The organism is Deltaproteobacteria bacterium, assembly GCA_020848905.1.
Lineage (GTDB): Bacteria > Myxococcota_A > Polyangia.
In genome coordinates this window covers 35,112-55,098 of record JADLHG010000018.1, presented here as the reverse complement: position 1 = coordinate 55,098, position 19,987 = coordinate 35,112, and the positions used below count along the sequence as shown (strand labels likewise).

The 19,987-nt window shown below is 70.2% G+C and carries 22 protein-coding genes and 1 tRNA gene; 16 read left to right on the top strand and 7 right to left on the bottom strand.

Annotated features, from left to right (window positions below; genetic code table 11):
- Nucleotides 1-41: 41 nt before the first annotated feature.
- Nucleotides 42-932 (top strand): hypothetical protein, encoded by an 891-nt coding sequence (locus tag IT371_08320; GenBank protein ID MCC6747646.1) that lies wholly within the window; start codon nt 42-44, stop codon nt 930-932.
- Between the two features lie 28 nt (nt 933-960).
- Here the strand turns inward: IT371_08320 and IT371_08315 are convergent, their stop codons facing one another.
- The 6 genes from IT371_08315 to glmS all read right to left on the bottom strand — a co-directional run bounded on the left by IT371_08315 (nt 961) and on the right by glmS (nt 6,697).
- Complete coding sequence (locus IT371_08315) at nt 961-2,331, bottom strand: hypothetical protein (GenBank protein ID MCC6747645.1); 1,371 nt, start codon at nt 2,329-2,331, stop codon at nt 961-963.
- Nucleotides 2,332-2,527: 196 nt separating this feature from the next.
- Nucleotides 2,528-2,854: a high-potential iron-sulfur protein gene (locus tag IT371_08310; GenBank protein ID MCC6747644.1), complete on the bottom strand. Its 327-nt coding sequence runs from the start codon at nt 2,852-2,854 to the stop codon at nt 2,528-2,530.
- A 61-nt stretch (nt 2,855-2,915) separates the two neighbouring features.
- Nucleotides 2,916-3,299: a hypothetical protein gene (locus IT371_08305; protein ID MCC6747643.1), complete on the bottom strand. Its 384-nt coding sequence runs from the start codon at nt 3,297-3,299 to the stop codon at nt 2,916-2,918.
- A gap of 107 nt (nt 3,300-3,406) precedes the next feature.
- Nucleotides 3,407-3,901: a cyclic nucleotide-binding domain-containing protein gene (locus tag IT371_08300; protein MCC6747642.1), complete on the bottom strand. Its 495-nt coding sequence runs from the start codon at nt 3,899-3,901 to the stop codon at nt 3,407-3,409.
- Nucleotides 3,902-3,906: 5 nt separating this feature from the next.
- Entirely contained in the window at nt 3,907-4,848 is a 942-nt protein-coding gene (gene trxB / locus IT371_08295) for a thioredoxin-disulfide reductase (GenBank protein MCC6747641.1), read from the bottom strand.
- A gap of 28 nt (nt 4,849-4,876) precedes the next feature.
- The gene (glmS, locus tag IT371_08290; protein MCC6747640.1) at nt 4,877-6,697 is read right to left on the bottom strand and encodes a glutamine--fructose-6-phosphate transaminase (isomerizing); all 1,821 of its coding nucleotides are present in this window, start codon (nt 6,695-6,697) and stop codon (nt 4,877-4,879) included.
- Nucleotides 6,698-6,867: 170 nt separating this feature from the next.
- Between glmS and IT371_08285 the strand changes: the two genes are divergently transcribed.
- The 15 genes from IT371_08285 (at nt 6,868) to IT371_08215 (ending at nt 19,194) form a co-directional block, all read left to right on the top strand.
- The gene (locus tag IT371_08285) at nt 6,868-7,752 is read left to right on the top strand and encodes a 4-(cytidine 5'-diphospho)-2-C-methyl-D-erythritol kinase (protein MCC6747639.1); all 885 of its coding nucleotides are present in this window, start codon (nt 6,868-6,870) and stop codon (nt 7,750-7,752) included.
- A 99-nt stretch (nt 7,753-7,851) separates the two neighbouring features.
- Nucleotides 7,852-7,923 (top strand) — tRNA-Gln (locus IT371_08280).
- Between the two features lie 52 nt (nt 7,924-7,975).
- The gene (locus IT371_08275) at nt 7,976-8,920 is read left to right on the top strand and encodes a ribose-phosphate pyrophosphokinase (GenBank protein MCC6747638.1); all 945 of its coding nucleotides are present in this window, start codon (nt 7,976-7,978) and stop codon (nt 8,918-8,920) included.
- Between the two features lie 27 nt (nt 8,921-8,947).
- A complete protein-coding gene (locus IT371_08270; protein MCC6747637.1) occupies nt 8,948-9,700 on the top strand; it encodes a 50S ribosomal protein L25 in 753 nt (250 codons plus the stop codon).
- A gap of 36 nt (nt 9,701-9,736) precedes the next feature.
- Complete coding sequence (locus IT371_08265) at nt 9,737-10,393, top strand: aminoacyl-tRNA hydrolase (GenBank protein ID MCC6747636.1); 657 nt, start codon at nt 9,737-9,739, stop codon at nt 10,391-10,393.
- 111 nt (nt 10,394-10,504) lie between these two features.
- Nucleotides 10,505-11,068, top strand: coding sequence for a 30S ribosomal protein S6 (gene rpsF / locus IT371_08260; GenBank protein ID MCC6747635.1), 564 nt, complete (start codon nt 10,505-10,507; stop codon nt 11,066-11,068).
- Nucleotides 11,068-11,394: a 30S ribosomal protein S18 gene (locus IT371_08255; protein ID MCC6747634.1), complete on the top strand. Its 327-nt coding sequence runs from the start codon at nt 11,068-11,070 to the stop codon at nt 11,392-11,394. The genes rpsF and IT371_08255 overlap by 1 nt, the downstream gene beginning before the upstream one ends.
- 7 nt (nt 11,395-11,401) lie before the next feature.
- Entirely contained in the window at nt 11,402-11,845 is a 444-nt protein-coding gene (locus IT371_08250) for a 50S ribosomal protein L9 (protein MCC6747633.1), read from the top strand.
- A 19-nt stretch (nt 11,846-11,864) separates the two neighbouring features.
- Nucleotides 11,865-13,229, top strand: a complete 1,365-nt coding sequence (gene dnaB, locus IT371_08245) for a replicative DNA helicase (GenBank protein MCC6747632.1) — start codon at nt 11,865-11,867, stop codon at nt 13,227-13,229.
- A gap of 194 nt (nt 13,230-13,423) precedes the next feature.
- The gene (locus IT371_08240) at nt 13,424-14,086 is read left to right on the top strand and encodes a hypothetical protein (GenBank protein MCC6747631.1); all 663 of its coding nucleotides are present in this window, start codon (nt 13,424-13,426) and stop codon (nt 14,084-14,086) included.
- Between the two features lie 8 nt (nt 14,087-14,094).
- The gene (locus IT371_08235; GenBank protein MCC6747630.1) at nt 14,095-14,571 is read left to right on the top strand and encodes a GNAT family N-acetyltransferase; all 477 of its coding nucleotides are present in this window, start codon (nt 14,095-14,097) and stop codon (nt 14,569-14,571) included.
- Between the two features lie 12 nt (nt 14,572-14,583).
- A complete protein-coding gene (locus tag IT371_08230) occupies nt 14,584-15,702 on the top strand; it encodes a protein kinase (GenBank protein ID MCC6747629.1) in 1,119 nt (372 codons plus the stop codon).
- 218 nt (nt 15,703-15,920) lie between these two features.
- Nucleotides 15,921-16,643, top strand: a complete 723-nt coding sequence (gene deoC, locus IT371_08225) for a deoxyribose-phosphate aldolase (protein ID MCC6747628.1) — start codon at nt 15,921-15,923, stop codon at nt 16,641-16,643.
- A gap of 69 nt (nt 16,644-16,712) precedes the next feature.
- The gene (locus tag IT371_08220) at nt 16,713-17,879 is read left to right on the top strand and encodes a phosphopentomutase (protein MCC6747627.1); all 1,167 of its coding nucleotides are present in this window, start codon (nt 16,713-16,715) and stop codon (nt 17,877-17,879) included.
- 10 nt (nt 17,880-17,889) lie between these two features.
- Nucleotides 17,890-19,194, top strand: a complete 1,305-nt coding sequence (locus IT371_08215; protein ID MCC6747626.1) for a thymidine phosphorylase — start codon at nt 17,890-17,892, stop codon at nt 19,192-19,194.
- Between the two features lie 29 nt (nt 19,195-19,223).
- Here IT371_08215 and IT371_08210 read toward each other — a convergent pair whose 3' ends face one another.
- The gene (locus IT371_08210; protein ID MCC6747625.1) at nt 19,224-19,883 is read right to left on the bottom strand and encodes a transposase; all 660 of its coding nucleotides are present in this window, start codon (nt 19,881-19,883) and stop codon (nt 19,224-19,226) included.
- Nucleotides 19,884-19,987: the final 104 nt, after the last annotated feature.

Sequence of the window (19,987 nt, the reverse complement as noted above, 5' to 3'; positions counted from 1 at the left end):
CAGCACCGTAGGGTGTGCGCCACCCGAGAGCGAGTAGCCTGATGCCGCGCGGCGCGCTTCACGCCCTGGTGCTCTCGGCAACCCTGGCACTGGCCGCCTGCGGGGAAGGAGCTGTCCCCGGCGGCCTGAGCGACGCAGGCGCGACCGATGCGAGCGCTTCGGAAGGCCATCTCGACGACGGGGGCCCCACCCCTCCAGCCGCCACGTCCGACGCCGCCACGCTCGGGCCCGACGCTGCGCGACCACCCAGCGCCGACGGCCGCGTGGCCGATGGCCGCGTGGCCGACAGCCGCGCAGCCGACAGCCGCGTAGCCGACAGCGGTGCAACCGGTCTCACTCCCGGGGCGGCGCTCCTCCTCGGCGAGGCGAACCGACAGCTCCAGAACCTGAAGAGCACGGTCTACCAGCACACCACCTCGGTGAACGAGGCCACGGGCCACTACGGCTACGACTGCTCGGGCTTCATCGACTACTCGCTCAAGCGCGTGCTGATGCCCGCCTACTCGGCCCTGCCGACGGCCAGCTCGGTGCGCCCGCTGGCCGAAGATTTCGTGCACCACTTCAACTCGCTGAGCGCGAGCTCCACGGGCCCCTGGAGCAGCGTGGCGCGGCCCATCGAGCTGCGCCCCGGGGATGTCGTGGGCTGGCTCACGGCGCCCGGTTCGAGCAGCAGCAACACGGGGCACGTGATGATCGTGCGCGGCACGCCGACGACGAACACGAAGCGCCCGACCGAGGTGCTCGTCCCCGTCGTGGACGCGACGCAGTCCCCGCACGCCAGCGACAGCCGCACGGGCGGGCAGACGGGGCTCGGCACGGGCACGATCGGGATCCAGGTCGAGGCGAGCGGTCGCGCGCGCGCCTACTACTGGCGCGGGGGCCTCTCCACGACGGCGGTAGCCACCACCTTCGGCTTCGGGCGACCGCGGTAGCGCGAGCGGCTCGTTCCGCGCTGGGCCCTCACCACCACGACGGCGGCTTGCTGTTCACGATGGGGTGGCTCGCGATCCCTTTCGAGACGTCGGCGAAGCTGAAGGCGTCTCCCGCGCTCGTGCTGTCGCGGTACGAGAAGGTAATGAACGAGGCGTAGAGGCCGTTCGGCGCTGGGCTGAGCCCGAAGCTGAAGCTCTGCTGCAGCGAATCGGTGACGCTGCGCGCGTAGTCGATGGCCTCCACGGCCGGAGCGCAGGGGACGCGTCCCTGGTACGTGGGATTCGCGCACGGATGGTTGGCGTCGGGGTTCTTGGGCTGCATGTCCGAGCGGCCGACGCCCGTGCGGGGGTGGAGCAGCATCCAGTCGCCCATGCGCTCGGGCGCCTTGACCGGATTGCCATCCATGCTCATGAAGCCGCCCTCGAAGTAGATGAAGGCGGCAAGGCGCGGGGCGGCCGCGGTCACGGCGAGGAGGTTTTCCTGCACGGCCTGCAGGTGGCGGTAGGGGTCGAAGCCCGCGGCCGTGAGGATGCCCACGTCCTTGGTGCTGGAGGTCTCGTTGAAGATCACCCCCGCCACGCTGGAGAGATAGGGGCTCTTCGTGAGGTGCGAGGCCATGGCGAAGACCCAGGCCTTCAGCCGCGCCTCGACGGCCGCGTTCCAGAGGAGGGCGTAGCGCGTGGACCCGATGACCATCTCGCCGCAGACGGAGCCGTTGCAGTGCGCGCCGGGGCCGGCGCGAAGGTCCGCGGGCACCGCCGAGCTACCGTCGAACTTCTTGTACATCAGCATGACCAGCAGCTTCTTGCCCTTGGCCGCGACGCGCGCCAGATCGTCGTCGAGGGCCGCGAAGCCGGCGGAGTAGTTCCCCGGGGAGAGCTCGGACTCGGCCCAGTCGTAGCGGAACTGCACCCCGTGAAAGGGGGCCACGAGCGGGTCGTCCAGGATCTTCTGCTTGCCCTTGGGCTCGCGCGTGGCCGCGAGCACGTAGTAGCCGGGGTACCAGTTGAGGCCCGTGGGGGGGGTGGCGCCGGCGTCTCGCCGCTGCGCATCGAGACCCGGGGCCTTGCCGTCCCGCGCCGCGCCCGAATCCTTCAGACCGCGGTCCGCGCCGCGGCGTGCGTCCCCCACCCGCCTCGCGTCGCTCGCAGGTCCACCGTCGGAGGTCAGCCCCGCCTCGGCGACAGACCCGGCATCGTTCGACCCGCCCCCCTCTGCGGCCGCTCCACCGTCGGGGGTGCGGCCCGGATCGCCGCTCACGGCAGCGTCGGGCGTGCCCCCCTCGGTGGCGCTTCCTCTCCGGAGCACGCCGTCGCACGCGGCGAACCCGCAGAGCGCGGCAAGCAGAAGAGCCCGGTCGATAGTGGCCCGCTGAAGGTGGGCAGGCCGTTCGGCCATGCGGTGCTCCTCCGGAGGCGGTGGGTGCCTCGGGGCTAGCTCGATGCAACCGGAGGGCCAGCGGCACGCTGCGCGGGGCACACCTTCAACGTGTGAGAACCGCTCGGGACAGCACGCCCCCGGCCGTTCGAGGCCGACGATCGATCTTGCCACCGTAGCCCCGGCGCAACGACACGACGCCCCGACGTGGTAGCGGTCAGAAGCGGATCCAGCGCCTGCACCACCCCGCCGGATGAATGCGCCCCTTGAGCACGAAGCAGCTACCGCACTCGCCGGGGAAGGTGGCCCGGTAGAAGCGGCAGTTCGCGCAGAGGCGCTTCGGGATGGGGGAGCGCTCGAGGTACGAGAGCAGCTTGCGCGCCCGCTCGTCCTCGGCGGTGAGCGGCTGGTCGGCGGCGCACTGCTCGGGGGTCTTGGTCTTCCAGCGTTCGCGGTTGCAGGCGGCAAGGCCGAGCGACGCGCCCGCCAGGAGCCCGAGGCCCGCGCGACCGAAGACGAGAGCCAGCCATTCCCGACGCGTCATCTCGGTTCGCGTTATAGCGCAGAGAGGGGCCTCGGGGCGAGCAGGCGCTACTCCGCAGGCGCTACCCCGCGTCCGGGGGATGCACGATGATCGGGCCACCGCGATCGGGGATCGGGCCACCGCGATCGGGGATCGGCCCGAGGTCAGGGCGGGGGCGACCGTAGCGATATTCGTAGGGCAAGCAGGTAGAGCAGAACTTCGGGCAATGCGAGAGCGACTGGTCGCATCCGCGCACCTCCATCGGGTACGTCACGCCTGGGCAACATCTCGGGTCCGCCGTGGCAACTGCCTTCGGCCCGCAGCAGTACGTGCCCGTCTCGATCTGCTTGCATAGTTTCGCGAGGCTGCACACCTCGAAGAGCTCGACCTCCTCCTTCGCACACGCGACGAAGAAGACCGCTGTCGCCGCAGCAATGCCCCCGGCGAGCACCCTACCGAACGTCATAGGCCCACCCCACACCAACCATCTGGCCGAATACGGCGCAGCTGCCCCCAGTGAAATGCGTTCTGCACGATTTCCCCCCTGGCGAAGCTAGACGGCGCGACCGCGCGCTACTCGAACTTCGCGCTGATCGAGAGCATGGTCATCTTGTCGTTGGTCTCGCGCAGGCGCGTGGAGAGGGTGCGCACGAGCTTCCAGAGCAGGTCGCAGGCGAAATCGCGGTCCACGAAGAGCAGGTCGTCGAGCTCGGGCTTGGCCAGCACGTAGAGCTCGCAGGCCTCGTGGGCCAGGGCGTCGGCCGAACGCGGGGACGCGTCGATCAGCGCCATCTCGCCGAAGGCCGCGCCGGGGCGCAGCACCGCGAGCGCCTCCTCGCCCATCCCGGGGACCTGGCGACTGATGCGCACCGCCCCCTTGAGCACCACGAAGAGCTCCTGCCCCGGCTCGCCTTCCTGAAAGACGTGCGCGTTGCGCGGGTACGCCGCCACCGTGCCGAGGCCCGCGAGGCGCCGCAGGTGCGGCTCCGCGAGACCGGTAAAGAGCGTGCTCCCGCCGAGGAGGGTCACGAGCTCGTCCGAGCCGCGCAGGATCGTGGTGTCGGGCATCGGCCTCAGGCCCCGCGCCGCGTGAGCCAGCGCTCGGCCTCGATCGCCGCCATGCAGCCGGTCCCCGCCGCGGTCACCGCCTGGCGATAGACGTGATCCGCCACGTCCCCCGCCGCGAAGACGCCGTCCACGCTGGTCTGCGCCGTGCCCGGGACCACCTTCAGGTAGCCGTTCTCCTCGAGCTCGAGCTGTCCGACGAAGGGCTCCGTGTTCGGCTTGTGCCCGATGGCCACGAACATACCGTGGCAGGGGATCTCGCGCGTGGCGCCGCTCTTCACGTCCTTGACCCGCACGCCGACCACGCCCCCTTCCTTCGGGTCCCCGAGCACCTCGTCCACCACGCTGTTCCAGACCACCTCGATCTTCGGGTGCTCGAGCAGGCGCTTCTGCATGATCTTCGAGGCGCGAAACTCGTCGCGCCGGTGGATCACCGTCACCTTGCTGGCGAAGCGCGTGAGGTAGGTCCCCTCCTCCATCGCCGTGTCCCCGCCCCCGACGATCGTGACCTCCTTGCCACGGTAGAAGAAGCCGTCGCACGTGGCGCAGGCCGAGACGCCGTAGCCCTTGAGCTTCTCCTCCGAGGGCAGCCCGAGGTAGCGCGCCGAGGCTCCGGTGGCGACGATCACCGACTGCGCGGCGTGCACGCTGCCGTCGTCCACGAAGACGCGGAAAGGGTGGCCCGAGAAATCCACGCGCGTGACCATGCCGCTCTGGAAACGCACCTCGAAGCGTTCGGCCTGCTTGCGGAAGAGCGCCATCATCTCCGGTCCCTGCACCCCGTCGGGAAAGCCCGGATAGTTCTCCACGTCGGTAGTGATGGTGAGCTGGCCGCCGGGCTCGAGCCCCTCGATCACCAGGGGATTGAGTTCGGCGCGCGCGGCGTAGATCGCGGCGGTGTAGCCCGCGGGGCCGGTACCGATGATGATGAGCTTCTCGATCTTCGTCATGGGGCTCTCCAGGGGGGCGCCGACGCGCCTACTCGACGGTCACGCTCTTGGCCAGGTTGCGCGGCTGGTCTACGTCGGTGCCGCGAATGTCGGCCACGCGGTAGGCCAGGATCTGCAGCGGCAGCACGGTGAGCAGGGGCTGGAGCTCGGGCCGCACCCCGGGGACCTGGATCACGTCGTCCACCATGTCGCCGATCTCCGCGTCCCCCTCGGTGGCGATGGCGATGACCTTCCCCTGGCGTGCCCGCACCTCCGTCAGGTTGTTGATGATCTTCTCGTAGCCCGAGCCGGAGGGAGCGATGACCACCACCGGGAGGTTCTCGTCGATGAGGGCGATCGGGCCGTGCTTCATCTCGCCGGCGGCATAGCCCTCGGCGTGGATGTACGAGATCTCCTTCAACTTGAGCGCCCCCTCGAGGGCGATGGGGTAGTTGATGCCGCGCCCCAGGTAGAGGAAGTCCCGCGCCGTGGCGTAGCGGCGGGCGATCACGTTCACCGCGGCCGAATGGTCCAGCACGCGCTTCATCTTCTCCGGCACCGCGAGGAGGTCCTCGATCAGCTCCTTGCCCTTCTCGGGGGTGAGCGCGCCGGTGCGCCGGCCGAGGTAGATCGCGAGCACCACGAGCGCCGCGAGCTGCGTGGTGAAGGCCTTGGTCGAGGCGACGCCGATCTCGGGACCCGCGTGCGTGTAGAGCACACCGTCCGACTCGCGGGCGATGGTGGAGCCCACCACGTTGCAGATCGAAAGCACGCGCGCCCCTTTGCGCTTCGCCTCGCGCAGCGCGGCCAGGGTGTCCGCGGTCTCTCCCGACTGCGAGATGGCCACGAGCAGGTCGTCCTTGCCGACGATCGGATCGCGGTAGCGGTACTCGCTCCCGAGGTCCACCTCCACCGGCACGCGCGCGATCCCCTCGACGAGGAACTTCCCGACCAGCGCCGCGTGCCACGAGGTGCCACAGGCCACCATCGTGACCTTCCGCAGCGCCTTGCCGTCGATCTCGAAGCCGTCGATGAAGGCGTCACCCGTGCTCGGGGAGATGCGGTCGCGGATGGTGTCGGTCACCACCCGCGGCTGCTCGTGGATCTCCTTCAGCATGAAGTGTTTGTGGCCGCCCTTCTCGGCCATCATCGCGTCCCAGAGGATGCGCTGCGGCTCCTTCTGCTTCTTGTTCCCCTCGAGGTCCGTCACCTCGATGCCGGTCGCCCGGACCACCGCGATCTCCTGCTCGTCGAGGAAGATCATGTCGCGCGTGCGGCTCAGGATCGCCGGGACGTCGGAGGCCACGTAGTTCTCCCCCTGGCCCACGCCGAGGATGAGCGGGGCGTCGTGGCGCGCGGCGACGAGCTGGTCCGCGGCGCCGTCCACGATCACGCAGAGCGCGTAGGCGCCGTGCACCTGGGCCAGCGTGGCGCGGACCGCCTCGTAGGGGGTCTTGCCCGCCTTCACCTCGTTGTCCACGAGGTGCGCGACGATCTCCGTGTCCGTCTCCGACGAGAAGACGTGTCCCTGGGACTGGAGCTGCGCCCGCAGGGTCGCGTGGTTCTCGATGATCCCGTTGTGCACCACCGCCACCGAGCCGTACTTGTGCGGGTGCGCGTTCTGCTCCGAGGGACGCCCGTGCGTGGCCCACCGCGTGTGCCCGATGCCGACGGTGCCGGCGGGCTTGGCCTCGTTCACGAGCTTCGTCAGGTTGCTGAGCTTGCCCTGAGCCCGAAGGATCTTGGTTCTCGTGCCGTCGACGATCGCCACCCCCGCGGAGTCGTAGCCGCGGTATTCCAGTCGCCGCAGCCCATCGATCAGGATCTCCGCACAGGCCTGGCTGCCCACGTACCCAACGATTCCACACATGGCGTGTCACTCCTCCGCTCGGGCAGAAAAGGGCCCCATCATACCCGCGGCACCTCTGCGCCGCCAGCGTGCGGCGCCCTCGCCGGCCGCGTGCGCCACCCTCAGCCCGCCGTCGGCCCGCGCGCGCCGTGGGGCTTGTACGCGGTGGGGGCGGAGCGGTATGAGAAGGCGTGCAGCACGAACGAGCGGCCCCGGCGAAGATCAACCTCTCCCTGCGCGTCGTGGGTCGCCGCGAGGACGGCTACCACGAGCTGGACAGCCTCTTCGTGCCGCTCGCCCTCGCCGACCGGGTCACCGTCGAGCTCGAGGAGGCGTCCTCGTCGGTGGTGACCTGCACCTGCCCCGGCCGCCCCGACCTGGACGGGGCCGAGAACCTGGCCGCACGGGCCGCAAAGGCCTACCTCGCGCGGACCGGCCGCACCGCCCGGGTGAGACTTACCGTCGAGAAGCGCGTGTGGGCCGCCGCCGGACTCGGGGGAGGCTCGAGCGACGCCGCCGCGGTGCTGCGCGCCCTGAACGACGCCTTTCACCCCCTGTCCGAGGCCGAGCTCGCGACCGTGGCCCTCGGACTCGGCGCCGACGTCCCCTTCTTTCTGCTCGGCCGCGCCGCGCGGGCCCAGGGGATCGGGGAGCGGCTCACCCCCCTCTCGGGCCTGCCGCTCCTCGACCTGGTGCTGGCGAACCCCGGGACCCCGCTCGGTACGGCCGAGGTCTATCGCGCCCTGGGCCTGACCCCGGGGGAGCGGCGCCCCGCCCCCCCTCAGCCCGTGGCCCTGGATGGGCGCCTCGAGTCCGTCCTTCCATTAATATGGAACGACCTCGAGCCCCCGGCGGCCCGGCTCTGCCCCGAGATTCCGCGCCTTCGCGCCCGGCTCGCGGAGGCGGGGGCCCTCGCCACGGGCATGTCGGGGAGCGGACCCACCGTTTTCGGGCTCTTCCGGAGCCCCGAGGAGGCCGGGGCCGCGGCCCTCTTTCTGAAGGAAAGTCGCGGCGTCTCGGCGCTCGCCACCCAGGGTGGTTGCAGCTTGACACACCTATTCGGATCCCCTATATAGGCGGCGGCGGGCGCGTGGGCAGCAGCCAAACGAGATCAAACAGTTGGACGACGGAGGCGCCCGTCGCAGCATGTCGCTCCGTCGATTCAGAAACGCTACTGGGGCGTCGACAAGCGGCAAGTCACGGGACTTTGGTTCCCGCATTCGGAGGTTCGAATCCTCCCGCCCCAACTGGATCGACGTGAGGGGCGGGCGCGCCGACGCAGCGGCGCCGGAGTAGTGCATGCTCAAGGCCTTGACCATCTTCAGCGGTAGCGCAAACCGCCCCCTCGCGGAGGAGATCTGCAAGTACGTGGGCGTGCCGCTAGGGCAGGCCAACGTCTCGGCCTTCTCCGACGGGGAATCGTTCGTCGAGATCGGCGAGAACGTTCGCGGCGTGAACTGCTGCGTGGTGCAGCCGACCTGCTCCCCGGTCAACCAGAACATCATGGAGCTGCTCGTGATGATCGACGCCCTGCGCCGCGCCTCGGCGGGCTCGATCACCGCGATCATGCCGTACTTCGGCTACGCCCGGCAGGACCGCAAGGTCAAACCGCGCACCCCGATCTCCTCCAAGCTCGTGGCGGATCTCATCACCGCCGCGGGAGCCGACCGCGTGCTGGCCATGGATCTCCACGCGGGCCAGATCCAGGGCTTCTTCAACATCCCCTTCGACCACCTCTTCGCCATGCCGGTGCTCATCGAGCACCTGCGGGATCGCATGCGCGACCACGAGCTCGTGATGGTTTCCCCCGACGCGGGTGGCGTGGAACGAGCGCGAGCCTACGCCAAGCGGCTCGGCGCGACCCTCGCGTTCATCGACAAGCGGCGCGAGAAGCCGAACGTGAGCGAGGTGATGAACATCATCGGCGAGGTCGAAGGCAAGACCGCCGTGATCCTCGACGACATGATCGACACGGCGGGCACGCTCACGCAGGCCGCCGAGGCCGTCCTGAAGAAGGGGGCCAGGCGCGTCCTGGCCGCCGCCACGCACGCGGTCCTCTCGGGGCCGGCGGTGGAGCGTCTCGGCGCCTCCTGTCTCGAACAGGTGCTGGTCACCAATTCCATTCCCCTCCGTGAGGAGGCCAAGCAGCTCAAGCAGATCAAGGTGCTCAGCGTGGGTCGCCTGCTGGGTGAGGCGATCAAGCGCATCCACCACGGCGATTCGATCAGCTCGCTGTTCGTTTAGCGATCGCCGGCAGAAAGGGTTCAGACGATGGAAACGCAGAACGCAGTGCCGATGGGTCAGGTGACGGTCAGCCGCCGCGACAAGGCGGGCAAGGGGGTTTGCCGACGGCTCCGCGCCTCGGGACAGATCCCGGCCGTGCTCTACGGCCTGAAGGGCGAGGCCGAGCTCCTCCAGCTGAATCCGTCGTCGCTGCAGAAGGCGCTGGACCCGGCGAAGAAGGAGAACACGCTCCTCGATCTGACCATCGAGGGCGGGGCGAAGGGGACCGAGAACCTCAAGGTCCTGGTGAAGGACTACCAGATCGACCCCATCAAGAGCACGCTACGGCACGTGGACTTCGTGCGCGTGGCGCTCGACCAGCCGCTCACGGTGACCATCCCGTTCGTGACGGAGGGGAAGCCCGAGGGCCTGATCGTGGGCGGCGTCCTGCACCAGGTGTTCCGCACGCTCGAGGTGCGGTGCCGGCCCGAGCTGATTCCGGCCAAGATCGTGGGCAACGTCGCGCCGCTGAAGATGGGCGACACGCTCTCCATCTCGCAGCTGCCGGCGCCAGAGGGCGTGACCTTCGTCCTACCGCCGAATCAGACCGTGGCGCTCGTCACCGCGCCGCGCAAGGAGGTCGAGGTCGCGGCGACCACCACCGAGGGTGCGGCCCCGGCGGAAGGCGCGGCGGCAGCGGCCCCGGCGGAGGGTGCGGCCAAGGATGCCAAGGCGGGCGCAGCGGCCAAGCCCGCGGCGGGCGCGAAGGCCCCGGCCGGCGACAAGAAGGAGAAGAAGTAGCCCGATCGTCGCCCCTGGCCGCGCGCGGACCCCGTCATGGACGCAGAGGCTCGTTGGATCGTCGTGGGCCTCGGGAATCCGGGGACGCGCTACCAGAGAAACCGGCACAACATCGGCTTCATGGTGGTGGAGCGGCTGGCCCGGGCCGGGGAGCTCGCCTTCAAGCGCTCCGCCAAGTACGCGGGCGAGCTGGCCCAGGGAGAGCTGAGCCGGCGACCGGTGATGCTGGTCAAGCCGCAGACCTTCATGAACCTGAGCGGTCGCTGCGTGGCGCCGCTCGCGAGGTTCTACCGGGTGGCGCCGGAGCAGATCGTCGCGGTGCACGACGACGTGGACCTGGAGCTCGGGCGCCTGAAGGTGAAGCAAGGGGGAGGCGACGCGGGGCACAACGGGCTTCGCTCCCTCACCGAGGAGCTGGGCAGCGGCGATTACGTTCGGGTGCGACTCGGGGTCGGACGGCCGACCTTCGGCGAGGTCGCGGACTACGTGCTCGCGGACTTCCGGGCGAGCGAGCAGGAGGCGGTGGAAGAGCTGGTGGCGAAGGGCGCGGAGGCGGTGCGCACCGTGCTCACGCGGGGCCTGAAGGAGGCCATGAACCGGCACAACCGGACCCCGGCCAAGCCCAAGGACCCCGAGGGGGGCTCGGGCGAGGCGGCCGGCGGAGGCGGCGGGCGCGGCGGGGAGAAGGACTGAAAGATCGTTCGGCCCGCACGGCGAACGCGACAGAAGCACGGGACGTGGTATAGGTATGCCACTTCTTGCTCCCACGAGTGGGTGGGGGCTGACGAGCCGAAAGGAGAGCACATGGCCCAGCTGGTGTCGCAACGGGACCAACCAGGTACCCAGCGCGAGTACGAAACCATCTACATTCTCAAGCCCGACGCGCCGACCGAGCAGATCCAGGAGATCAACGACCGGATCCGCGGCGTGATCGAAGGACGCAAGGGGAAGCTCCTGCGCCTCGAGAACTGGGGCAAGCGCAAGCTCGCCTACGAGATCTCGAAGCAGCTCAAGGGCATCTACCTCTACTGGCGCTACCTCTCGCCGGCGGACGTGGTGGCCGAGGTGGAGCGCAACCTGCGCATGCTCGACCTGGTCATCCGCTTCATCAGTGTGAAGGTCGACGAGGACGTGGACCCGAACGCGCGGCCCACGGACGTGAACGACGAGAGCTACGCCGCCGCGGCAGCGACGGTCCCCGACGAGGAAGACACGTACCTCGGCCGTGGCTACGACGAGCAGGGTGAAGAGGAGAGCGAAGAGGCCAGCGAGGAGGGCGAGGAAGGCGGCGAGAAGGGCGGCGACGACGAGACGGCAACCGAAGCGAGCGGCAGCTCCGAGACCAGCGCCAAGACGGAGGACGAGTAATGAACGGACGTGGCGGCATGAGTAAGGATCGCGAGCGCAGCGGCGGCCGGGATCGCGACAAGGACGATCGTGGAGGCGACAAGAAGGGCGGCCGCGGAGGCGGTCGCGGCTTCGGCCGGCGCAAGATCGACCGCTTCGCGGCGGACCCGAACCTGGTCATCGACTACAAGGATCCGCAGCTTCTGCGCAACTTCGTCACGGAGCGCGGCAAGATCGTTCCGCGCCGCATCAGCGGCAACAACGCGAAGCACCAGCGCCAGGTGGCGCTCGCCATCAAGCGGGCCCGCATGATCGCGCTCGTGCCCTTCGTGGTCACGGGAAAGTGAGGGGCCCATGCAACTTATCCTCCGTGAGGATGTGGATAACCTTGGCCGCACCGGACAGGTGGTGAACGTTCGGGACGGCTACGGACGCAACTACCTGATCCCGCGTGGCCTGGCCGTTCCGGCCTCGGACCGGAGCCTCAAGCAGCTCGAGCATCAGAAGCGGATGATCGAGGCGCGCGACCGGAAGCTGCGCAAGGACGCCGAGGCGTACAAGGTCCAGCTCGAGAAGACCTCGGTCAACATCGCCAAGCCCGTGGGCGAGGAAGACCGCCTCTTCGGCTCGGTCACGACCCGCGAGATCGCCGAGGCCCTGGAGGCCGCCGGCGTGAACGTGGACAAGAAGAAGATCGAGCTCGACCAGCCCATCCGGACCATCGGCGTGCACACCGCGAAGGTACGGCTGTCGCGCGACATGGTGGCCGAGGTCAAAGTGTGGGTGGTGGCGAAGTAATGCCGCTGCTTGCGCGCTGATGGCCGAACGACCGCCTTCCTCCGGGGGCGCTGGCCGCCCCCTGCCCCACAACCGCGACGCGGAAGCCTCCGTCCTAGGAGGCGTGCTCCTCAATCCGAAGGAAGCGCTGAACCAGATCATCGAGCTCCTCGAGCCCGATGACTTCTACGTGCCGGCGCACCAGGCGATCTACAACGCCATGCTGCGGCTCGAGCAGTTCGGCCGGCCGGTGGACATCATCACGCTGGAGGAGCAGCTCCGCACGAGCGACGAGCTGACCCGGGTGGGGGGCGTCTCGGGGCTCGCGGAGCTCGCGACCAAGGTCCCCACCGTCGAGAACATCGCCTATCACGCGCGCATCGTGCGCGACAAGTCCACGCTGCGCCGCCTGATCCAGCACACCTCGGAGATCACCGCCAAGGCCTACACCGAGCCCGAGCCCGTGGACGGCTTCGTGGACGAGGCGGAGCACCGCATCTTCGAGCTGACGCAGCGCACGGCGCGGAGCTCCTACGTGCCGGCCAAGGAGCTCCTGATCAGCGCCTTCGCCGCGATCGAGCGCCGCTACGAGAAGAAGCAGTCCATCACCGGGGTGCCGACCGGCTTTCACGACCTGGACGAGATGACGGCGGGGCTGCAGCGCTCGGACCTGATCATCGTCGCGGCCCGACCCAGCATGGGCAAGACCGCTCTCTGCCTGAACATCGCGCAGAACTCGGCCACCTTGCACAACGTGCCGGTGCTGGTCTTCTCGCTCGAAATGAGCAAGGAGTCGCTCATCGAGCGCATCCTGTGCTCCGAGGCGCGGGTGGACTCGCAGAAGCTCCGCCGCGGCTTTCTGGACCAGAACGACTGGATGAACCTCACGCGCGCGGCGAGCCGCATCGCCGAGGCGCCGATCTGGATCGACGACGCCGCCGCGCCATCGGTGCTGGAGATCCGCGCGAAGTCGAGGCGCTTCCGCGCCGACCGGAGCATCTTCAGCGAGCCGGACCAGATGGGGCTCATCATCGTGGACTACCTCCAGCTCGTCCGCGGGCCGCGCCAGGTGGACAGCCGGGAGCGCGAGGTGGCCGAGGTGAGCCGCGGGCTGAAGGCGCTGGCGAAGGAGGTCGCGCTGCCGGTCATCGCGCTCTCGCAGCTCCGGCGCGCGGCAGAGGATCGCAAGGGCTCGCCGCCGCAGCTCTCGGACCTGCGCGAGTCGGGCGCCATCGAGCAGGACGCCGACGTGATCGCCTTCATCCACCGCAGCGAAGAGATGCGGGACCAGGGGCTGGCGGAGCTCATCATCGGCAAGCAGCGCAACGGGCCGGTCGGCGGCGTCCCACTCGTCTTCCTCGACAAGTACACGCGCTTCGAGAGCCGCGCGCGCCACGGCGAGTAGCGCGGTCCGCAGGTGTTCGCACGGCACGGCGAGTAGCGCGGTCCGCACTTGCTCGTCCGCCCGGGGAGTGGAGTCCCACCCGAGGCCGCCGGTCCACGCCTGCGCTCGTAGGATCACGACGGAATCTGGCGACGGCGCTTGGTACGTGCCGTGCTACCCCTTCCCGGCGGGCACGACACCTGAGCGGAGGCGGCATGTCGAAGACGCGGCGCAGCACGGCGCCCTGGGTCCTTCTGGCAGTGGGCGCATGGCTCTTCACAGCCTGCAGCGATAGCGGGCAGGCGGGCACGGACGGGGCGGCGACGGGAGACGGCAGCGCGGGGCCGGTGGTCGACGGAGGGGGCGGAAGCTCCGATGGACCGCCGGGCGGCTCGGCCGACGGCGGAGGCGGGCCACGCGACGGGGCGGCGCGCGACGGGGCGGCGCGCGACGCGAGCGGGCCCCGGCCCGACGGCGGCGTGAAGCCGGGGGACTCGGGGAGCGGGCGCAAGGACACGGGCGGCGGCGGCACCAAGGACAGCGGCAACACCACCGGCTACAAGGTCACCTTCTGCAACCTGGGCGGAGCCTGCGGCGCGGACGAGACCTGCCTGGTTCCAGGCTGGGACCAGAAGAAGGGCGTCTGCACGAAGAAGTGCAGCGGCAACCCGGCCTGCGCGAGCGCGGACCGCGTCAAGTTCGGGCTGTCGCAGATGTGTGTGAGCGGCAGCGTGACCCGGCCGGGCACGGGGACCACCACCTACTCGGCCTGCGCCTACCTCTGTAAGGACGAGTTCGGCAAGACCTACAACTGCCCGAGCGGCACGAACTGCTGGGCCGTAAATCCAATGCAGTCGATGTGCATCCCGCCGCAGTGACCGCTGTCATCCAGCGCTGCGGCGAGACGCCCGGGGGAGGCCCGGCCGAGCTCGAGGCGATCCGCGCGCTCTTTCGCGAATACCAGACCTGGCTCGGCGTCGACCTCTGCTTTCAGGGGTTCGAGGCCGAGCTGGCGACGCTGCCGGGAGACTACGCCCCTCCGCGCGGCGCGCTCCTCCTCGCGCGGGACGGCGAGACCCCCATCGGCTGCGTCGGCCTGCGCCCCTTCGACGGTGACATCTGCGAGATGAAGCGGCTCTACCTTCGTGGCGCACATCGCGGCGCCGGCCTCGGGAGGCGGCTCGCCGACGCGGTGGTCGCCGAGGCCCAGAGCCGCGGCTACGCGCGAATGCGGCTCGACACGCTCCCCTCGATGCAGGCGGCCCTCGCGCTCTACGACCGTCTCGGCTTTCGTCCCATCCCGCCGTACCGGCACAACCCGGTCCCGGGAGCGCTCTACTTCGAGCTGGACCTGACCCTCTGATAGACTGCGCGGATGAGCGCCGAGAGCTCCAGCCTCCCCGAGGTGGGCACCGTCGTCGGTCGCTACGTGATCCTCGAGCACCGCGGGTCGGGTTCGATGGGAGAGGTGCTGCTCGCCGAGGACCGCATGCTCGGGCGCAAGGTGGCCGTGAAGCTGCTCCGGCAGGAGCACCTGGCGCGCCCCGACCTGCGGGCGCGCTTCGAACGCGAGGCCCGCTCGGTGGCGGCGATCAACCACCCCAACGTGGTGCAGATCTTCGACACCGACAGCTGGGAGGGGCGGCCCTTCTTCGTGATGGAATACCTGAGCGGCGTGGACGTGGCGCAGCTCCTCGACAGCGCCGGGCGCCTCGAGCAGGGGATCGCCGCCTCGATCGGGGTGGGCGCAGCGCTCGGTCTGGCCGAGGCCGCCGCCGCCGGCGTGGTGCACCGGGACGTCAAGCCCGCGAACCTGGTGGTCACCGAGCGCGGCCAGGTCAAGGTCACCGACTTCGGGCTGGCCAAGGCGGCGCGCCCTTTCGACGGGAGCGCCGACCTGACGCTCCAGGGCTCGACGCTCGGCACGCCGGACTACATCCCGCCCGAGCAGGCCCGCGGCGAGGAGGTGGACAGCCGCGCCGACGTGTACGGGCTCGGCTGCACGCTCTTCCACCTGTTCGCGGGGCGGCCGCCCTTCCGCTATCTCGACGAGAACTGCACCTATATGGACGTGGTGGCGCGGCACGTGACGAGCCCGCCGCCGCTGCTCGAGCTGGAGGCGCCGGAGGTGGCGCCCGAGCTCGCACAGCTCGTCCTGCGCATGATGGCCAAGGAGCCCGCGCGGCGCCCCGGCTACGACGAGGTCGTCGAGGTCCTGACCCCGTTCGCCACCGCGCTGCCCACGGGGAGCGCTCTCTACGCCCCTGCCCCGCGCCCCGTCCGTCCCAAGGGCGACGCCGTCGTCAGCACCCCGACGCTGGTGCAGGGCCCACGGCGGGGTCTCCTGCCGCTCGCCACCGACGGTCTCCGCCCCGGACCGGCCGCGCTGGAGGTGCCCCGACCGCTCCCAGGGTGGGCGGTAGCGCTGACCGTCGTCTCCGTGCTGTGCGCCCTCGGGGCGGCGGGTCTCTACCTCTTCCTCCCGGGCAATTGACGCGGCCCTGCCCGCGGCGCTAGCCTGACGACCTGCGAGGGCATTCTCCTCGGACGGCAGCCGTAGCGATGGACGATCTGGACCGTATTGCAGAGATCGTGGCCGAGCGCATCCGCGCGCAGCTCGGCCAGCTCAAGACCCCGGCGGGGACCTCCTGCGCCGACGCGTGCACCCAGTGCGGCAGCTGCGCGGTGAAGCTGCAGGACGTGGTGCGCAGCATGACCCACCACGGGCTGGTCCGCGTGGGCGCCAAGCCGGGGATCACCGGACCCGTGTCGTCGGACCTCGCGTCCATGATCGACCACACGCTGCTCAAGCCCGACGCCACGGACGACGAGTTCAAGAAGCTCTGCGAGGAGGCGCGCCGGTACAGCTTCGCCACGGTCTGTGTGAACAGCGCGCACGTGCCGCGCTGCAAGGCCCTGCTCGCGGGGAGCCCGGTGAAGGTCTGCGCCGTGGTGGGCTTCCCGCTGGGCGCGATGAGCCCGGGGGCCAAGGCCTACGAGGCGCGCGAGGCGGTGCGGGCCGGGGCGAGCGAGATCGACATGGTGATCAATCTCGGCGCGCTGAAGGACGGCAACTACACGCTGGTCCTCGAGGACGTGAGCAAGGTGGTGCAGGCCTCGCGCCCGGCCAAGGTGAAGGTCATCCTGGAGACCGGGCTCCTCGACGACGAGCAGAAGGTGGCCGGGTGCACCCTCTCGAAGCTCGCCGGAGCGCACTTCGTGAAGACCTCGACCGGCTTCGGCAAGGGGGGCGCGACGGAGCCGGACATCGCCCTGATGCGCAAGGTGGTGGGGAGCGGCATGGGCGTGAAGGCCTCGGGAGGCGTGCGCAGCCTCGAGGACGCGCAAAAGATGGTGGCCGCCGGAGCGAATCGCATCGGCGCGAGCGCGAGCGTGGCCATCGTCACCGGCGGGGTCAGCACCTCGCAGTACTGATCGACCCGAAACGCGCGCAAGCGGCGGCCCGCGGGGAGGGCCGCGACCGTCATTTTCCGAGGAGCGAGCGTGAGCCAGCGAGTTCTCCTGATCGTCCTCGATAGCTGCGGCTGCGGTCGGGCCGCGGACGCCGACCGCTATGGCGACGCCGGAGCGGACACGATCGGCCACACGGCGCGGGCCGTGGGCGGCCTGAAGGTCCCGCACCTGGGCGCGCTGGGGCTCGGCAACCTGACCCGCGCCGAGGGCGTGAGCTCGGCCGACGCGCCGCGCGCCGCCTACGGGCGCCTGGCGGAGGCCTCGGCGGGCAAGGACACCACCACCGGCCACTGGGAGCTCGCGGGGCTGGTCACGACGGAGCCCTTTCGCACCTTCCCGGACGGCTTCTCGGAGGAGCTCATCGCGGCCTTCGCCGAGGAGACCGGCCGCGGGGTGCTCGGCAACGTGCCGGCCTCGGGGACCGCGATCCTCGACGAGCTCGGCGAGGAGCACCTGCGCACGGGGAGCTGGATCGTCTACACCAGCGCGGACAGCGTCTTTCAGATCGCGGCGCACGAGGAGAAGGTCCCGCTCGAGGAGCTCTACGCCGCGTGCCGCGTGGCGCGCAGGCTGTGCGATCCGCTGAAGGTCGGGCGTGTGATCGCGCGCCCCTTCGTCGGCAGCCCGGGGGCCTTCAAGCGCACCTACAACCGCCACGACTTCGGCATGCCTCCCCCCGAGCCCACCCTGCTCGACCGGCTGCACGCCGCGGGAGTCCCGGTGGTCGGCGTGGGCAAGATCGGGGACATCTTCTCGGGGCAGGGGCTCTCGGAGTCCATCCACACCGAGGGGAACGCCGACGGGCTCGTGAAGACGCGCGACCGCTTCGCGCGCCTCGACCGGGGTCTGGTCTTCGTGAACCTCATCGACTTCGACTCGCTCTACGGACACCGGCGCGACGCGACGGGCTTCGCGCGCTGCCTCGAGGAGTTCGACGCGTTTCTCCCCGAGCTCCTGCCGCTCGTGGGGCAGGACGACCTGCTCATCCTGACCGCCGACCACGGTAACGACCCGACGCACGCGGGGACCGACCATACGCGAGAGCACGTCCCGCTCCTCGCGTACGGGCCTGCGCGCGCGGCGGGACGCAATCTGGGCGTGCGCACAAGCTTCTGCGACGTGGGTGCGACGATCGCCGAGGCGCTCGGCCTCGCGGCGCTGCCGCGGGGCCAGAGCTTCTACGGAGAGGTGAGGTAGCGCGATGAGTCTGCGTCCCCAGGATCTGATCCGGTCGAAGCGCGAAGGGCACGCCCTACCGGGGGCGGAGCTCCGGCGCTTCATCGCCGGAGTGACCGACGGCAGCGTCCCCGACTACCAGGCCGCGGCGCTGCTGATGGCCATCTTCTTCCGCGGGCTCGACGAGGGGGAGCTCTCGGCGTGGACCGACGCGATGGTCCACTCGGGGCGCGTCCTCGACCTCTCGGGGATCCCCGGGGTGAAGGTGGACAAGCACTCGACGGGCGGCGTCGGTGACAAGGTGTCGCTCTGCCTCGCGCCGCTCGTGGCGGCGTGCGGTGTCCCGGTCCCGATGATCTCGGGCCGCGGGCTCGGACACACCGGAGGCACGCTGGACAAGCTCGAGGCGATCCCGGGCTTCCGCACCGACCTCGAGGTGCCGCGCTTCGTAGAGGTCGTGCGAGAAGCCGGCCTCTCACTCATCGGGCAGACCGCCGACCTCGCCCCCGCGGACCGGCGGCTCTACGCGCTCCGCGACGTGACCTCCACCGTCGAATCGATCCCGCTCATCGCGTCGAGCATCATGAGCAAGAAGCTGGCCGAGGGGATCGACGCGCTCGTGCTGGACGTGAAGGTGGGCAGCGGCGCCTTCATGAAGGACCTCGAACACGCCCAGGTGCTGGCCACCACCCTGTGCGGCATCGGCCGGCGCGCGGGCAAAGAGGTCACCGCCTTTCTCACGGACATGAACCAGCCCCTCGGTCGCGAGGTGGGCAACGCCAACGAGACGCGCGAGGCCCTCGAGATCCTCCACGGGCAAGGCCCGGACGACCTGCTCGACCTGACGCTCCAGCTCGGCGCGGAGATGCTGATGCTCGGGGGGGCGGCCAAGACCTGGGACGAGGCGCTCGAGCGCATCCGCACCGCGCGGCGCAGCGGAGCCGGTCTGGAGCGCATGCAGCGGTGCGTGGAGCTGCAGGGCGGCGACCCGCGGGCGGTGGAGGACCTGTCGCGTCTGCCGCAGGCGGCGCACCACAGGGCGGTGAAGGCCGAGCGCACCGGGATCGTGCGGCGCATCGACACCGAGCGCGTGGGTCTCGCCGGCATGATGCTGGGCGCCGGGCGACGCCGCGTCGAGGACCGGGTCGACCACGCGGTGGGCCTGACGATGAAGGTGCGCCTCGGGGACGCGCTGCGCCCGGGGGACGAGCTCGCCGTGCTGCACTATAACGACGCGGCCCGCGCCGCCGAGGCCGAGGGGATGCTGCGCGCGGCCATCGAGCTCGGGGACCAGGCCCTCCCGCCGCCGCCGCTCGTGTACGAAGTGCTGCGGTAGGGGCGGGAGCGCGGTCGTTCGTGCCCGGCCTACGGGCCCGGAACGACGCTCGTGGGAATCAAGCCCCGTAGCTTCCAGCCCGTCTTGAGCAGCCAGGTGCGCGGCTTCAGCACCGGCGGGTCTCCGTCGGGGCGGAGTGGCGTGAGGTCCTTCCACCCGGTGAAGTAGAGGGCCGAGCTACATGCATCCAGGTCGCGCCGTGGCACCCACTTGCCGCGCGCACGTGCGTGCTTGCGTTGATTTTGAAGGACGTAGGCGAGGACTGCGCGCACCTCACTCGGTGTGCGCAGGATGTGCTGGTGGTAGCGGTCCCGAAAGACCTGCCCCTTGCGGCCCACCGTGCGGTTCAGCGCGTGCGCGAGGCGAATGGCCAGCGCGCGCAGGCCCTTCATGAGCACGTCCCGGTCCTTGGCCTCCGTCACGAGGTGCAGGTGGTTCTTCTGGATCGAGTAGTGGGCGAGGTTCAGGCCGTAGCGCCCCGCCGACTTCACGAAGGCCTGCTCGATCGCGCGGAGCTGCTTCTTGCTCCGCAGGTTCGGTAGCCCCTCCACGACCTTCATGGTCACGTGCACCGGAAACCGGCTGGCCAGGAGCGGTCGCGCCCGATGCGGCAGTCCGCTCCCCGGTCGCTTCCTCCGCCCCGCACCCTCGCGCTTTCCGCCCCACCCCGTCGCCTCCCGCAGTGGCAACGGGAGCTGCTTCGCAGAACCCGCCGGTACACACGTGCCCGAAGAGCTGTCATCTTCCGAGGAGGATTTGCGTTTGCGTGCCATCATGAATAAGGCTGATACTA